Origin of the sequence: Paraburkholderia sp. UCT31 (genome assembly GCF_014397655.1) — a bacterium.
Taxonomy (GTDB): Bacteria; Pseudomonadota; Gammaproteobacteria; order Burkholderiales; family Burkholderiaceae; genus Paraburkholderia; species Paraburkholderia tuberum.
This window is the reverse complement of record NZ_VZQP01000011.1, coordinates 63,367-78,548: the sequence shown is the minus strand read 5'-3', so window position 1 is coordinate 78,548 and position 15,182 is coordinate 63,367. Positions and strand designations below refer to the sequence as shown.

Below are 15,182 nucleotides of genomic sequence, written 5' to 3'. Positions count from 1 at the left end.
AGGGTTACTTCGGAGCTTTGTATTCTATGGCAGACGCGAACTGCTGCAATGTGGTTTGGGGCACTTCACCGAGCAGGGTAATCCAGAAGTCGCCCTGACGCTTGACCAGTACGTGCGTCGCGCCGCTATCGCCCGTGCCTTCCTTACGCGTATTTTTCTCGACGGGCTCGACGAACACCGAAATCGCTGCGAGGCCGTCGGAAAACACGGCCTGGTCGACCGGGATCGGAGGCTGCCCCGCCTCGCGCGACGCCATCGGACGACGCAACTGGCGGATCATATGGAAGCCCGGTACCGACGGCATGATTTGCCAACCCTGCGCGGCCATGTCGACCGGCTCGACTGGCGGACGCACTACCGTCCAGCCCGTGAGATTGCGGATGCCGTTGACGATGCCCGTCTTGTCGACCGGCACGCCGATGCGGACCTGCGAAAACGACAACTGCTCGAGCACCTGACCGCTCGGGTCGAGCGTCTGCGCGCGCAACAGCAGACCGGACTTTTTGTCTGCCCACAGCTTGTACGCGAAGCGGTACGCGTCTTTCGGATCGAGTTCCATCACGAGGCTGTCGACGCCCGCGACGCGGTCGTCGTCAAGCATCTTCGGCTCGTAGACGGACAGCACCTGCTCGCCGTTCACCGACAGCAGCGCAGGGAATGAGTCCTTGTTCTGCCGTTTTTCGAAGACCACGATACGCCGCTCCGGCAAGAACGTGTACATGTCGTCGTTGTGACGCAGCATTTTGCGCGGCTTGCCGTCGAGGCTTTCGAGCTGCTCGAACTCGCCGTCCGTACGCGTGGAGTAATGTGCGATGCGCGACGTCTGCACGAAACTGCCGCGCTGATAGACGAACGCGCCCTCGTAGTTCTGCTGCTGGGCGGCCTGACGGATGCGATCGAGCAGTTCCGCGGCCGTGCGACGGGCGACGGCAGGATCGTCTTGTGCGAAGACCCGCGGTGCAGCGGACAACAACACGGCTGCGCAGAACAGAAATGCTGGCAACCGCCCCCAGATAGTCGTTATATTGAACCGCGGAGTCTGCATCAAACTATTGGCCCTGCGTGGAGACTGAGGCAGCGCGAATCACCGGCATCGAGCCTGCCATCGCCGGTTGTTGCGCGAATTGCTGATGAGCTTCGAGGTATTGATCGAGGCTCGCGTCGCGAATGATGTTGGAGTCTTGCGCGGGCACCGAGGCCATGGCGACACGCTGCACCGCGTCGCCGTGCGATTGGAGCGAAGCGAGCTGCGCACCCGGACCACCCGGCACGCCCTGCAGCTGCGGCACGACGATCCAGGTCAACGTAGCGGCCGCGGCAGCGACGGCAAGAGCCGGCACGACTCTCCGGCGCAGCCCGAGCAGGCGGCGCGCGACCGATGCAGACGCGGCGGCGGGCGCCAGCACATGCGGCTCGCTTTCAAGACGCGCGGCAAACCCGCTCAGAAAGGCACTGCTCCGTGCGGGGCTGACTGCCAGATCGTCGGAACGTAGCGCGTCGCCGATCAGGTGGTAGCTCGACCAGGCAGCGCGATCATCGCCGCCCAGCTCCGCAAGAAACTTGTCCAGATTCAGATGCTCTTCGCCGAACAACTCACCGTCGACGAAAGCGGACAGACGCTCGCCGTGCGAGCCTGCTTGCGATTGCATCGAGACCGACCCCATGATGCTCTCCATCTTCCAAATACCCCGTAGTGACACCACTAATCCAGATATTGCACCGCTGCCCCGCCAAGCCAGCTGGACGTTCGGAAACGTCTACCAACGCTTGCCTTCGGGTGTGTCAAGCAACGGTCGCAATTTTGCCGCAATGGCTTCGCGAGCGCGGAAAATTCGTGATCTGACTGTGCCAATCGGGCAACCCATCATCTCGGCGATTTCCTCGTAACTCAAACCCTCAATTTCTCGGAGAGTAATGGCGGTGCGCAATTCTTCCGGTAAAACCGCCATCGCAGCATTGACCGTCTCTGCGATCTGCTTGCTCATCAACATCGACTCAGGTGTGTTGATATCCCTTAGTTGGTCGGCATCGGAGAAAGTTTCAGCTTCTTCAGCATCCGCTTCGGTCGAGGTCGGCGCGCGCCGGCCCTGGGTGGCAAGGTAGTTCTTCGCGGTATTGACCGCAATCCGGTACAACCACGTATAAAACGCCGACTCGCCGCGAAACTGCGGCAACGCGCGATACGCCTTGATAAAAGCGTCTTGCGCGACGTCTTCGACTTCGGCGGGGTCCCGCACGAGACGCGAGATCAGCCGGAGAATCTTGCGGTGGTATTTGGAGACCAGAAGCTCGAACGCGGCCTTGTCGCCCTTCTGGACGCGCTCGACCAGCACCTGATCAATTTCTTTTTCGCTCACCTGATAAATCCGTTAACTATAGGGCGCATGGCGGGGGACCATTGTAGCGTCCCCCTCGTGAGGGCACGTTACTACGGTAACAGCGGTTACAGTCGTTACAGTCAGGCGCCGGCCGCACGCCGGCCCAGCACGGAAAGTTCGCGGAAAACAGTGGACGGCAGCGCGTCCGCGGCGAGCAGCAGGGAGCGCCTGCGACCCGTCGGTGCGCGCATGAGGCCGCGCCTTCGACCACCCTCGGGATCGAGCTCAAGCACCAGCAAACGGCCGCTCCACTGCGCGCAACCGACCATGCGGCCCCGCGCGAGCAACTCACCCGCGTGGTTCCAGGCGGAAATCTCGCCCATCGCGACATGCAGCGCGATGGCCTGCGCCGCGTCATGCCTCGCCGCGCAGAGCATGAGCAGTGCTGCGACGGCGAGCGTCAACGGAGCGGCCTGTCTCGCGCCCACTCGCGGCGCGAGACAGGTATAAACGGCTAACGTCGCAATCAGCACGAACGCTCCCACCGCGGCACGCATTGCGATAGAGCGACGCAGCGTGATCCGCTGCGCTGCCCTACCCAATGTTGCCGGTGCGGGGGAAAGCGCCGGCGAAGCCGGCGTCGTGAACCGACGCGTCACCCGAGATCAGGCGATCCGGCGCGCTTGAACACCAGCGTGCCGTTCGTGCCCCCGAACCCGAACGAGTTCTTCAGCGCGACGTCGATCTTCATTTCCCGCGCGGTGTTCGCGCAGTAATCGAGATCACAGGCCGGGTCCTGGTTGAAAATATTGATGGTCGGAGGCGACACCTGGTGATGCACGGCGAGCACCGTGAACACCGACTCCAGACCGCCAGCGCCGCCCAGCAGGTGACCCGTCATCGACTTGGTCGAGTTGACGACCATGTTCTTCGCGTGGTCGCCGAACGCCCGCTTGATGCCGGTCGTTTCCGCCAGATCGCCGAGTGGCGTGGACGTGCCGTGCGCGTTCAGGTAGCTCACCTGATCGCCGTTGATGCCCGCGTTCTTTAGCGCTGCGAGCATGCAGCGGCGTGCGCCGTCACCGTCTTCGAGCGGCGCCGTCATGTGATACGCATCGCCGCTCATGCCGTAGCCGCCGATTTCCGCGTAGATCTTTGCGCCACGCGCCTTCGCGTGCTCGTATTCTTCGAGCACCATTACGCCGGCGCCTTCTCCTAGCACGAAGCCGTCGCGGTCCTTGTCCCACGGACGGCTCGCGGTAGCCGGATCGTCATTGCGTTGCGACAGCGCGCGCGCCGCCGCAAAGCCGCCGATACCGAGCGGCGACACGGTCGATTCCGCGCCGCCCGCGATCATCACGTCGGCGTCGCCATATTCGATCAGGCGCGAAGCCTCGCCGATGCAGTGCAGACCGGTCGTACACGCGGTAACGATCGACAGATTCGGACCCTTGATGCCGAACTTGATCGACAGGTGGCCGGAGATCATGTTGATGATCGAAGCCGGCACGAAGAATGGCGAAATGCGACGCGGGCCGCGATTGAGCAATTCGGTTTGGGTGATTTCGATCATCGGCAGACCGCCGATGCCCGAACCGACCACCACGCCAATGCGCTCCGAATTCTCGTCGGTGACTTCGAGGCCGCTGTCCTGCATCGCCTGGATGCCCGCAGCCACGCCGTAATGGATGAAGGTATCCATGTGGCGCGCTTCCTTACCGGGGATGTAGTCCTCGATATTGAAGCCCTTCACCTCGCCGGCGAAACGAGTCGAGAAGTTCGACGCATCGAACTTCGTGATATTGGCAATCCCAGACTTGCCGGCGACCAGATTGGCCCAGCCATCGGCAACATTATTGCCAACAGGCGAAATCAGCCCCAGGCCTGTAACAACAACACGACGGCGGCTCACGGTAACCCCTTTTTCATAGATGACAAAAAGCAAAAGCCACAGCGGCCACAGGAATCGCCCTGTGTGCCCTGTGGCTGTTTAAGTCGGCAATCGCGCGGAAAGTTGCGCTGTCAACATCGCTGGCTCCTGCGTGGCAAGCGGTGCGACGTATGGTGTGCCAATGGACACGCCCGATAGCGTCGACCCTGCTGGCGCCGGCAAGCGGCACGGCAGGGCGTCATGCGCGGCCCGTGCAGAAACGCAGGCGCGAATGACCTTAGGCCTTGACGTTTGCGCGAGCGTAGTCGATCGCTTGCTGAACGGTGGTGATCTTCTCGGCTTCTTCATCTGGAATTTCCATGCCGAATTCGTCTTCGAGGGCCATCACGAGTTCAACGGTGTCGAGCGAGTCGGCGCCGAGATCGTTCACGAACGACGCTTCGTTCTTGATTTCCGCTTCCGCAACGCCCAGTTGTTCCGCGACGATCTTCTTGACGCGCTGTTCGATATTGTCCATTACCCCTCCAAGGGAAAAGAAGTTCAAAAATACAGGTGCGCGCATTTTATCAGGTTTGACCCGGCAAAAAAGCGGCGCATCGGGTTCCTGTCAACGCATGCGCCTCGTGCTTTCCGCAAACGCATCAAGGCGCGGATAGTAACCGAAATTGGTTACTGCATATACATGCCGCCGTTCACGTGCAGCGTCGTGCCGGTGATGTAGCCCGCTTGCGGCGACGCGAGGAACGCGACCGCGTGCGCGATGTCTTCCGGGCTGCCGAGACGGCCGAGCGGAATCTGCGTTTTCAGCGCGGTCTGCTGCTCTTCGGGCAGCGCCTTCGTCATGTCGGTATCGATGAAACCAGGTGCCACGCAATTGACCGTGATGCCGCGGCTGCCGATCTCGCGCGCGAGTGCGCGCGTCATGCCCGCGACGCCGGCCTTCGCGGCCGCGTAGTTGATCTGCCCCGGGTTGCCGGCCGAGCCGACCACCGACGTGATATTGATGATCCGACCGCCCTTCGCTTTCATCATCGGGCGCAGCACCGCACGCGACAGACGGAACACCGACTTCAGGTTGGTGTCGACCACGGCGTCCCAGTCGTCGTCCTTCATGCGCATCGCCAGTTGATCCTGCGTGATGCCGGCGTTGTTCACCAGCACGTTCAGCGCGCCGAATTCCTTGACGGTGCCGTCGATCAGCGCTTCGGCCGCGGCCGCGTCGTTGACGTCGAGCACCGCGCCGCGGCCGTTCACGCCCGCCGCCTTGAACGCTTCGGTGATCGCCGTCGCGCCGCTTTCGCTCGTCGCGGTGCCGATCACCGTCGCGCCCTGACGCGCGAGTTCCATCGCGATCGCACGGCCGATGCCGCGCGATGCGCCCGTCACGATTGCGATCTGCTTGTCGAGAGTCTTTTCCATCTGTCAGTCCGGATGCCCTTCAAATAGGGCTCATTGATTCTTGTTGATTCGTCTGTCGAGGGATGCCGCGCCAGCGCGGCATTGCTCTGTCGATACCCGTTCGCGAATGCGCGCTCAGTCTGCCGTCACGAGCTTCAGCGTTTCTTCGAGCGACGCCGGATCGAACACCGACGCGCCGACGAGATTGCCGTCGATGCGCCTGGTCAAACCCGCAAGGACCTTGCCCGGGCCGCATTCGATCACGTGCGTGACGCCCTGCGCTGCCATTGCCTGTACGCATTCGACCCAGCGCACCGCACCAGCTGCCTGGCGCACGAGCGCGTCCTTGATTTTGGCCGGCTCGTTGACCACGGCGACGTCGACGTTGTTGATGACGGGAATCGACGGCACCTGCACGTCGATGCTCGCGAGGTATTCGCGCAATTGATCCGACGCCGGCTTGAGCAGCGACGAGTGGAACGGCGCCGACACCGGCAGCGGTAGCGCGCGCTTCGCGCCCTTCGCCTTCGCGACTTCGCAGGCTTTCTCGACCGCGGCTTTGTGGCCCGCGATCACGACTTGCGCCGGCGCATTGAAATTGACCGCTTCGACGACGCCCGCCGCCGACGCTTCCGCGCAGACCGCGCGCACCGTGTCGTCGTCGAGGCCGAGAATCGCGGCCATGCCGCCTTCGCCCACCGGTACCGCGGTTTGCATCGCCTGCGCACGGAAACGCACGAGCGGCACCGCGTCGCGGAACGCAAGCGCGCCGGCCGCGACGAGCGCCGTGTATTCGCCAAGGCTATGGCCGGCGACGAGCGCCGGCGCCGGGCCGCCCGCCTGCTGCCACGCGCGATAGATAGCGTAGGCCGCGGTCAGCATGACCGGCTGGGTATTGGTGGTGAGATTGAGATCTTCGGCGGGGCCTTCGGCGATCAGCTTGCCGAGGTCCTGGTTGAGTGCGTCGGAGGCTTCCTGAACCGTCTCACGCACGATCGCGTAATCGGCGAATGCGTTGAGCATGCCGACCGCCTGCGAACCCTGCCCAGGAAAAACGAACGCGAATTTCATATCGTCCCCAAAATCTGTTTAATCGGATGTGGCGGCCGGCCGCGGCTGCCAGATGGCGCGCGGTGTTATTCCGGCCGCACGGGCGCCGCCAGCGACGCCCCGGAATGCGTCGTCCCGCTCAGTAGCGGATGACCGACGCGCCCCACGTGAAGCCGCCGCCGACGCCTTCGATCAGCACGTTATGGCCGCGCTTGATGCGGCCGTCGCGCACCGCGACGTCGAGTGCAAGCGGAATGGACGCCGCCGACGTATTGCCGTGCTCGCCCACCGTGACGACCATGCGCTCCTGCGGCAGGCCGAGCTTGCGGCAGGTGCTTTGCATGATGCGGATGTTGGCCTGATGCGGAATCAGCCAGTCGATCTGCTCGGGCTTCAGATCGGCTTTTTCCAATGCTTCGATCGCGACCTTCTCGAGCACGTTGACGGCAAGCTTGAACACCGCCTGACCGTCCATGTGCAGGAAGGCGCTGCCGGCGACCACGCCGCCATTCACGTTGCCCGGCGTGCACAGAATGTTCGAATGGCTGCCGTCCGCGTGCAGCGCGCTCGAAAGCACGCCCGGTGCGTCGGACGCTTGCAGGATCACTGCGCCGGCGCCGTCGCCGAACAGCACGCAGGTGGTGCGGTCGTTGAAATCGAGAATGCGCGAGAAAGTTTCCGCGCCGACCACGAGCGCCGTGCGATGCTGGCCGCTGCGAATCAGGGCGTCCACCGTCGCCACCGCATAGGCGAAGCCGGAGCAGACCGCCTGTATGTCGAACGCGGCACCGTGATTCTTGATCCTGAGCTTGTTCTGCAGCAGGCAGGCGGTGCTCGGGAACACGAAGTCCGGCGTGGAGGTGGCGACGACGATCAGGTCGATGGACTGCGGATCGACGTCCGCCGCTTCGATCGCTCGCTGCGAGGCGATCAACGCGAGGTCGCTGGTCGTGACGTCCGGCTCGGCGAAGTGACGCGCATGGATGCCCGTGCGCGCGACGATCCATTCGTCGCTCGTTTCAACGCCTTGCCTGGCGAGACGCTCAGCAAGATCCTGATTGGTGACGCGGTTGGGCGGCAGACAGCTGCCGGTGCCCAGCACGCGGGAGTAGATTGTGGATTGAGCCATTATGCCTTCGAGGATTGCGCAGCGTAGGGCTCGGCCGGCTGGCCTGCGATCGGGCTTGCGTGACCCGCACCGCTTGCGTCGCGCGCCGCCTGTTCGAGAGAACTCGCGTTCTCTTCCATCGCTCGCGCAAGGCGCTCCAGCACGCCGTTTTTGACGGCATCATACCCGCGTTTGATAGCCCACTCAAACGCGTAGGCATCGGCTGAACCGTGGCTTTTGATCACGAGACCGCGCAAGCCGAGCAGCGCGGCGCCGTTGTATTGCCGATGATCGACGCGTTTCTTGAAGCGCATCAATACCGGCAGCGCGAGCACCGCCATCACCTTGGTCAGCCACGAACGGCCGAACTCTTCCTTGATGATGTTGGACAGCATCTGCGCGAGACCTTCCGACGTCTTCAGCGCGACATTGCCGACAAAGCCATCGCAGACGATCACGTCGACGGTGCCCTTGTAGATGTCGTCGCCTTCGACATTGCCATGAAAGTTGAGTGTACTCGCACGCAGCAGTTCGCCGGCGCGCTTGATGATGTCGTTGCCCTTGATGACTTCTTCGCCGATGTTGAGCAGGCCGATGGTGGGCCGCTCTTTTCCTTCGAGCGCGGACACGAGCGCGTGCCCCATCTCGGCGAACTGCAGCAGATGCTGCGGCTCGCAGTCGACGTTGGCGCCCAGGTCGAGCATCATCGTATAGCCGGTGGGATTAGGCAGGGCAAACGCGATGGCCGGGCGTTCGATGCCCGACAGCGTTTTCAGCACATAGCGCGAGACCGCCATCAACGCGCCGGTATTGCCGGCGGAAATGCAGGCTTGCGCCTCGCCTTCCTTGACGCGGTTCAGCGCCACGCGCATCGACGAATCTTTTTTCTTGCGCAGCGCGACCTCGACCGGGTCGTCCATCGCGACGACCTCGGTAGCAGGTACGACGGTCAGCGCCGGCAGATCCTGAGCCTTGAGCTTCTTCAGCTGCGCACGAATCGCACTTTCAATGCCGACGAGCAGCAACTGCGCGTCGGGATGCGAACGAACGAAGTTGACGGCAGCGGGAACGGTCACGGACGGGCCGTGGTCGCCTCCCATGCAATCTATCGTGAGCTTTACTGTCATGGAGTGCGACGAATTTCAGACACAAAAAAGCGGCAGTTGAATGCCGCCTTTTTGCCGAACCGGGAAAATGTCAAGCGAGCCGATCGCTACGCGAAACGCCACAGGGCGCATCGCAGTCAACGATTAGTCGTTCTTCGTCTTGACGACTTTCTTGCCGCGATAGTAGCCGTTCGGGCTAATGTGGTGACGTAGATGCACTTCGCCCGTGCTCGGCTCGACGGCCAGCGGCGCTGCCGTCAGGAAATCGTGCGAACGGTGCATGCCGCGCTTCGACGGCGACTTCTTGTTTTGTTGAACTGCCATGACTAAAACTCCAAAAAATTTTCCGAATTCTAACACAGCCCGACACGGACTTAACCACTGGCCGAATGGCCAATGCGCCCGCATCGCGCCCCCTGCAACTGTTTAGCGCTTCTTGCCGCCCGGTTCGTCGCGTTTCAGACTTTCGAGCGCCGCGAACGGATTGCGCCGCTCGCTGGACTGGTCCGGCTTGCTGGCATCGCCAGCTTCTTCCTGCGCGGCTTCGTCGCCCTCGCCTTCGCTACCGTCCGTGCCCGAGACAAGGCTCTCGTGCACTTCGGGACAGACCTCGTGTTTGGGCACGAGCGGCAAGGAAAGCAGCAACTCTTCTTCGATCAAGTCGATGAGATCGAACTGGCGCGAACCGACGACCACCTCGACTTCATCCTCGTCCAGCGGAAACTCTTCGGCTTCCGCCTCCGTATTGACGATCCGGTAAGTTGCATCGACGTTGAACGCCTGCGAATACGGCGTCAAGCACCGCTGGCATTCGAGCCACGCGGCACCGTGAATCGCCAGCCGCAGATAAGGCTGGGAACCTTCGGTGCCATCGTCCTGCAATTCCGGCTGCGTCGTCCCTTCGGCCTGCCATGTGAACGCGGTGTCGCGATCTGGCGCTTCCGCCGGGACTTCGTTTAACATGCGCGGCAGTTGCGAGACGCGCACGACACCCGCGGCCTGACGCCCGCTCCGCGCAAATTCGAACAGATCGAGTTCATGCGGGTCGGACAGACCTGCAGGTTTGCCAGGATGTTGAGTCATGTGCGCTCCTGCGTCGGCAAGCATGTTGCCGGGGTGATTCGCGAAGGATGATCAGATCCGCCGCGAAGATAATCCGGTGTGCGGGGCAGTCAGTGGGGCCCGCGGCCGTTGCGTTCACCCTGCCGGACTTTCTTCAACCTTCCGACTGCCGAAAGCCGCTGAACGCGCCGAGACCCTTCAAGTGCAAGCATACCGTGAAAAGCCCGAAATCATATCCGTTTTGTCTTTTCGAGTCAAACACTTAAGGCCGTACGTACGGGAGCCTCGCGCGACCCCGTACGACCCGCCGCTCCCGTTGCCCGCAAACTATGCCTGAATCCTCCAAACGCCCGCCACGCCTGATTCTGGCGTCGAGTTCGCGGTATCGCCGCGAGTTGCTCGAACGCCTGCGCGTGCCGTTCGACGTCGTCGTGCCTGCGATCGACGAAACCCCGCTCGCCGCCGAAACGCCCGAAGCCACTGCGCTGCGCCTCGCCGAAGCCAAAGCGCGTGCGGTCGCCCAAGGCCTCGCCGCCGACGAACATGCGCTCGTGATCGGCTCCGACCAGGTCGCCACCTACGACGGCCTGCAGATCGGCAAACCCGGCACGCACGACAGGGCGCTCGCGCAATTGCAGGCGATGCGCGGCCGCGACGTGTTGTTCCACAGCGCGCTGTGTCTGTTCGACAGCGCGACGGACAGCGCGCAAACGGTCGAAGTGATCACCCGCGTGCGCTTTCGCGATTTGCCGGACGCGGCGCTCGACGCCTATCTGCACGCTGAAACACCGTACGACGTGGCCGGCAGCGCCAAATCCGAAGGGCTTGGCATCGCGCTGCTGGAGGCCATCCATTCCGACGACCCGACCGCGCTCGTCGGCCTGCCGCTCATCGCGCTGTCGCACATGCTGCTCGCGGCCAACTACCCGCTTTGGGGGGCCCGATGACCGGTACGCTCTATCTCATTCCCAACACGCTCGGCGAAGGCGACGCAAGCGCGCTCGATCTGGTGCTGCCCGCGTCCGTACGCGCCCGCGCGGCGTTGCTGCACTATTACATTGGCGAAAACGCCAAAACCACGCGCGCGTTCCTGAAGAAAGTCGGCCCCGATCGGCCGATTCAAGAAATCGAGATTCGCGAACTGAACGTCAATACGCCGGCCGGCGAAATCGACAAGCTGCTCGCGCCGCTGCTGTCGGGCACCGATGCGGGCCTCGTCTCCGAGGCTGGCTGCCCGGCAGTCGCGGACCCGGGCGCGCTGCTGGTGCGACGCGCGCACGAGCGCGGCGTAAAGGTCGTGCCGCTGGTCGGGCCGAGTTCGATTCTGCTCGCGCTGATGGCATCGGGGCTGAACGGCCAAAGCTTCGCGTTTCACGGCTACCTGCCCGTCGACGTCACCGAGCGCGCCAAACGTCTGCGCGATCTCGAGCAGCAGTCGCGCAAGAGCAAGCAAACGCAGATCTTCATCGAAACGCCGTACCGGAATCGCGCGCTGCTCGATACCTTGCTCGCGACCTGCGCGCCGTCGACGCTGGTCTGCGTGGCGGTCGATCTGACGCTGCCGAGCGAAGTGATCGCAAGCCGGAGCGTCGCCGACTGGAAAAAGAAGGCGGAGATCGACCTGCATAAGCGGCCGGCGATTTTTCTGATTCTGGCAGCCTGAACGTAGGCGCCGGCCAGGCAGTTGAGGGCGACCTGGGGCCCGAAACTCACAACGCAAAGTCCGCGCGATCGGCCAAAACCGACCGCGCGGGCGTCTTTTTAAAACTGTGGATTCAACGCAGATTCATTTTCGCGCCGAGCGCCATCGCCCGAACCGCGCCGGCGCCGACGGCCGCGCCGAATTTGCGGGCAACGCGATCCGTAATGCTCTCTTTCACCGTGTAATCGATGATATCCGGCGCTTTGAAGATCTCCCGCGCGACGTAATCTGCATCGCCAAAACCGTCCGCGAGTCCAAGTTCGACGCTCTTCTGCCCCGTCCAGAATAGACCCGAGAACATGTCCGATGTCTCATGCAGACGCTTGCCGCGCCCTTGACGCACCGCGTCGATGAACTGCGCGTGGATCTGATCGAGCATAACCTGCGCATGTTCGTCCATCTTCGGCGTTTCGGGTGAAAACGGATCAAAAAAGCCTTTGTTCTCACCCGATGTGTGCAGTCGGCGCTGAATCCCCAACTTGTCCATCAGGCCGGTGAAACCAAAGCTGTCCATCAGCACGCCGATCGAACCGACGATACTCGCCTTGTCGACATAGATCTTCTCCGCCGCCGCGGCCGCGTAGTAGCCGCCGGACGCGCATATGTCGCCGACAACGACGTACAGCGGAATAGACGGATATTTGCCGCGCAATCGCCGAATTTCGCTGTTGATAATGCCCGCTTGCACTGGACTGCCGCCCGGGCTGTTGCAATAAAGAATCACGCCGGCTGTATCGGAATCTTCAAACGCGGAATCGAGTGCAGTGTTGATATCTTCGGCGTTCGCACTCGCATCCGTTGCGATCTCGCCATCAAGCGAAACCATTGCCGTATGACGGCCAGTCGTGGCGACCCGCTCGCCCGAGAGGTTCAGCGCACCCCATACCGCCAGTGCGAGCACTGCGAGGAACACGAAGCGGAAGAAAATCCGCCAACGTCGCGCGGCGCGTTGCTCGTTGATCGCGGCGAGCGCGATGCGCTCGAGCGCGGCCCTTTCCCAGCCGGGCTGGTCGGCGGATGCACGGGAGCCGCCTCCCGAGGCAGGGTTCTTTTCGGGGGTCAAATTGTCGGACATGCGGGCAGTTGAAAAATGGAAGAGGAAATCAGCGCGTGACCGGCAGCAAATCGCCGTCAGGCAGCCAGAATACCGCACGGCCCTCGAGCGTATCGCGTTCCTCGACCTGCACGGGACGCAATCTGCCCCCGCGACACGGACCACCGACGCATTTGCCAGTATCCGGCGCGTAAATCGCGCCATGTGTCGCGCACATCAAGTATAAGCCGGACGATTCGAAGAACTGCCCTTCTTGCCAGTCGAGCTCCATCGGCACATGAGCGCAACGGTTCAAATAGCCGTAGGCGCAGCCATCATAGCGGACGAAAAACACCACGGCATCCTGCCCGCCGAGCCGCGCGTCGCGCCGGATGCCGTCGCCACCGTCGACCAGCTCGTCGGCCGCGCAAATGCGCACTGCCTGCGCAGCCGCGGCAGTAGCAGTATCCACGCCGTCGGCGCTCATGCGTTCTCCCGCAGCCAACCGGACAGATCGCTGATGCTCGACGCCACGAACTTCGGTGACATCGCACTCAGCGAATTCGCCGGATGCGCGCCATAAGTCACGCCAATGCCCGCCACGCCGGCGTTGAGCGCCATCTGCAGATCGTGTGTCGTATCGCCGATCATGACCGTGCGCGCCGTATCCTGCCCCAATTCGCGGGTGAGCTCGTGCAGCATGGCCGGATGCGGTTTCGAGAAGGTTTCGTCAGCGCAGCGCGTGCCGTCGAACAGGCTCGTCAGGCGCGCCTGGTCAAGCGCGCGATTGAGCCCGACGCGGCTCTTGCCGGTCGCGACCGCGAGCAGATAGCCGACGTCGCGCAACTCCTGGAGCATCTCGCGCACGCCGGGGAACAGCTCGGTAGTCTGGTCTTTTACAAGAAAATGAAAGCGGTAACGCTCAGAAAGCCGCGGGTAGTCGGCCGGATCGAGCGTCGGCGCGGCAAGCTGCAGCGCGTCGCGCAGGCCGAGGCCGATGACGTAGCTCGCGGCTTCGTCCGCGGGAACCGGCAGGCGGAGATCGCGGCACGCCGCCTGGATGCTGCGCGTGATATGCGCGGTGGAATCCATCAGCGTGCCATCCCAGTCAAACACGATCAGATCGAATTGCTCTCTAGCCATGCAAGGTCGTCTCCGGGTTGAACCCAGTGCGTAGTTCGTTGAGTTGTTCTATAAAGCCGCGGCAGTCGGCAGGCAGCGGTGCCTCCAGCTGCAGCGGCGCGCCCGTCGCAGGATGCGTGAGCTTGAGCCGGTAAGCGTGCAGAAACATCCGCTTGATGCCGGGCTTCGCGTTGGCGCGCGCAAGCGCCTTGTTCAGCGCGAAATCGCCATATTTGGCGTCACCGACGATCGGTAGTGCCAGATGCTGCAGATGCACGCGAATCTGGTGCGTACGCCCCGTCTTCAGTTCCGCCTCAAGCAGCGCATACTCCGACCAGCGCTCGACCAGATTGAAGATCGTGTGCGAAGCGAGGCCATCGGCCTGCACGCGCACGCGGCGCTCGCCGTCGGCGGTCAGGTACTTGTGAAGTGGCTCCTTTACCGCGCGGCGGCGACCCCAGTCGCTCGCCCATTCGCCGTGCACGCACGCGTAGTAGCGCTTGTCCATCCGGTTATCGCGAATCTGCTCGTGCAGATTGACGAGCGCCGCGCGCTTCTTCGCGAGCATCAGGATGCCCGAGGTCTCTCGATCCAGTCGATGCACGAGTTCCAGGAATTTCGCCTGCGGCCGCGCCTCGCGCATCTGCTCGATCACACCGAACGCGACACCGCTGCCCCCGTGGACCGCAACGCCGGCCGGCTTGTCGATCACGAGCAGATGCTCGTCTTCGAACAGGATGTGAAAGTCCGGCGCGGGCACGGGCACGCGGGCTGCGGCCTGATTCGGCTGCGCGACGCGGATCGGCGGCACACGCACCAGATCGCCCAGTTCGAGCCGGTACTGCGCGTCGATCCGGCCCTTGTTCACGCGCACTTCACCGCTGCGCAGGATGCGATAAATATGGCTTTTCGGCACGCCCTTGCAGACGCGCAGCAGGAAATTGTCGATGCGCTGACCAGCCGAGCGGTCGTCGATTTCGATCAGCGAAACCTGGTCGCTTGAAACCGAGTCTTCGACCGCGCCTGCAACCGATCTCTGGGATGTTTTGCCTAACTCTTTCATTCTGAATATAATTTGCCCAGCAGTCCGCGACGGCCGGCGCAGTGTCCGGAATGCGGCGGATTGCGCGAGCGCAAGCGATAAACCGTTATTTTACTTGCGCCGGGGTCTGGTTGCTCGCCCTGAAAATGAGATGCAACAAGTTGCACGCACGAAGTCAGCTCCCGGCAGGGACGGCGCCCGCAGGCGCGTTCGGTCAAGGTCGGCTTCGACGGTAACGGAATTTTGGTAAAAAAGAATTTAGCTTTCAGCTTCGTGATCCGGGTGGTATGACGCCCAGCTGGACGAAGCTGCAAGTCGCGAAAATACGGCGTGCGCCCAAGGCGTCTTGT

Annotated in this window: 18 protein-coding genes; 2 read left to right on the top strand and 16 right to left on the bottom strand. The window is 62.8% G+C overall.

All coding sequences use genetic code 11. The features are described from left to right. Nucleotides 1-4: 4 nt before the first annotated feature. The 12 genes from F6X40_RS11785 to F6X40_RS11730 all read right to left on the bottom strand — a co-directional run bounded on the left by F6X40_RS11785 (nt 5) and on the right by F6X40_RS11730 (nt 9,954). Nucleotides 5-1,045, bottom strand: a complete 1,041-nt coding sequence (locus F6X40_RS11785) for a MucB/RseB C-terminal domain-containing protein (RefSeq protein WP_187627978.1) — start codon at nt 1,043-1,045, stop codon at nt 5-7. A 4-nt stretch (nt 1,046-1,049) separates the two neighbouring features. After that, entirely contained in the window at nt 1,050-1,664 is a 615-nt protein-coding gene (locus F6X40_RS11780) for a sigma-E factor negative regulatory protein (protein WP_184028053.1), read from the bottom strand. Between the two features lie 93 nt (nt 1,665-1,757). Further along, nucleotides 1,758-2,357: an RNA polymerase sigma factor RpoE gene (gene rpoE / locus F6X40_RS11775; RefSeq protein WP_006051939.1), complete on the bottom strand. Its 600-nt coding sequence runs from the start codon at nt 2,355-2,357 to the stop codon at nt 1,758-1,760. Nucleotides 2,358-2,458: 101 nt separating this feature from the next. After that, entirely contained in the window at nt 2,459-2,782 is a 324-nt protein-coding gene (locus F6X40_RS11770) for a hypothetical protein (RefSeq protein WP_410452401.1), read from the bottom strand. 191 nt (nt 2,783-2,973) lie between these two features. Next, nucleotides 2,974-4,230 carry a beta-ketoacyl-ACP synthase II gene (fabF, locus tag F6X40_RS11765; RefSeq protein WP_184028047.1) on the bottom strand — a complete coding sequence of 419 codons (1,257 nt, stop codon included), beginning with the start codon at nt 4,228-4,230 and terminating at the stop codon, nt 2,974-2,976. A 256-nt stretch (nt 4,231-4,486) separates the two neighbouring features. Continuing rightward, a complete protein-coding gene (gene acpP, locus F6X40_RS11760; RefSeq protein WP_004197638.1) occupies nt 4,487-4,726 on the bottom strand; it encodes an acyl carrier protein in 240 nt (79 codons plus the stop codon). 152 nt (nt 4,727-4,878) lie between these two features. Beyond that, the gene (gene fabG, locus F6X40_RS11755) at nt 4,879-5,628 is read right to left on the bottom strand and encodes a 3-oxoacyl-ACP reductase FabG (protein WP_090801174.1); all 750 of its coding nucleotides are present in this window, start codon (nt 5,626-5,628) and stop codon (nt 4,879-4,881) included. A gap of 114 nt (nt 5,629-5,742) precedes the next feature. Continuing rightward, on the bottom strand, nt 5,743-6,678 hold the full coding sequence (gene fabD, locus F6X40_RS11750; RefSeq protein WP_184061405.1) for an ACP S-malonyltransferase: 936 nt from the start codon (nt 6,676-6,678) through the stop codon (nt 5,743-5,745). A gap of 118 nt (nt 6,679-6,796) precedes the next feature. Beyond that, on the bottom strand, nt 6,797-7,786 hold the full coding sequence (locus F6X40_RS11745) for a beta-ketoacyl-ACP synthase III (RefSeq protein ID WP_184071600.1): 990 nt from the start codon (nt 7,784-7,786) through the stop codon (nt 6,797-6,799). Beyond that, nucleotides 7,786-8,892: a phosphate acyltransferase PlsX gene (gene plsX / locus F6X40_RS11740; protein ID WP_090801179.1), complete on the bottom strand. Its 1,107-nt coding sequence runs from the start codon at nt 8,890-8,892 to the stop codon at nt 7,786-7,788. Before plsX ends, F6X40_RS11745 begins: the two co-directional genes overlap by 1 nt. A gap of 123 nt (nt 8,893-9,015) precedes the next feature. Then, nucleotides 9,016-9,195, bottom strand: a complete 180-nt coding sequence (gene rpmF, locus F6X40_RS11735) for a 50S ribosomal protein L32 (protein WP_006401275.1) — start codon at nt 9,193-9,195, stop codon at nt 9,016-9,018. Nucleotides 9,196-9,297: 102 nt separating this feature from the next. Next, nucleotides 9,298-9,954 carry a DUF177 domain-containing protein gene (locus F6X40_RS11730; RefSeq protein WP_187627976.1) on the bottom strand — a complete coding sequence of 219 codons (657 nt, stop codon included), beginning with the start codon at nt 9,952-9,954 and terminating at the stop codon, nt 9,298-9,300. 308 nt (nt 9,955-10,262) lie between these two features. Between F6X40_RS11730 and F6X40_RS11725 the strand changes: the two genes are divergently transcribed. Together F6X40_RS11725 and F6X40_RS11720 are read left to right on the top strand one after the other, a co-directional pair. Beyond that, complete coding sequence (locus F6X40_RS11725) at nt 10,263-10,880, top strand: Maf-like protein (RefSeq protein WP_187627975.1); 618 nt, start codon at nt 10,263-10,265, stop codon at nt 10,878-10,880. Continuing rightward, complete coding sequence (locus tag F6X40_RS11720) at nt 10,877-11,596, top strand: SAM-dependent methyltransferase (protein WP_187627974.1); 720 nt, start codon at nt 10,877-10,879, stop codon at nt 11,594-11,596. Before F6X40_RS11725 ends, F6X40_RS11720 begins: the two co-directional genes overlap by 4 nt. Nucleotides 11,597-11,708: 112 nt before the next feature. On the opposite strand, the gene F6X40_RS11715 is transcribed toward F6X40_RS11720, so the two are convergent. From F6X40_RS11715 to F6X40_RS11700, 4 genes are read right to left on the bottom strand one after another with little or no spacing between them, the layout of a single operon-like run. Continuing rightward, nucleotides 11,709-12,710, bottom strand: a complete 1,002-nt coding sequence (locus F6X40_RS11715; RefSeq protein WP_187627973.1) for a S49 family peptidase — start codon at nt 12,708-12,710, stop codon at nt 11,709-11,711. Nucleotides 12,711-12,738: 28 nt separating this feature from the next. After that, entirely contained in the window at nt 12,739-13,155 is a 417-nt protein-coding gene (locus tag F6X40_RS11710) for a Rieske (2Fe-2S) protein (RefSeq protein ID WP_184071593.1), read from the bottom strand. Further along, entirely contained in the window at nt 13,152-13,811 is a 660-nt protein-coding gene (locus tag F6X40_RS11705; RefSeq protein ID WP_187627972.1) for an HAD-IA family hydrolase, read from the bottom strand. Before F6X40_RS11705 ends, F6X40_RS11710 begins: the two co-directional genes overlap by 4 nt. Beyond that, complete coding sequence (locus F6X40_RS11700) at nt 13,804-14,853, bottom strand: RluA family pseudouridine synthase (protein WP_184071589.1); 1,050 nt, start codon at nt 14,851-14,853, stop codon at nt 13,804-13,806. The genes F6X40_RS11705 and F6X40_RS11700 overlap by 8 nt, the downstream gene beginning before the upstream one ends. Nucleotides 14,854-15,182 lie beyond the last annotated feature (329 nt).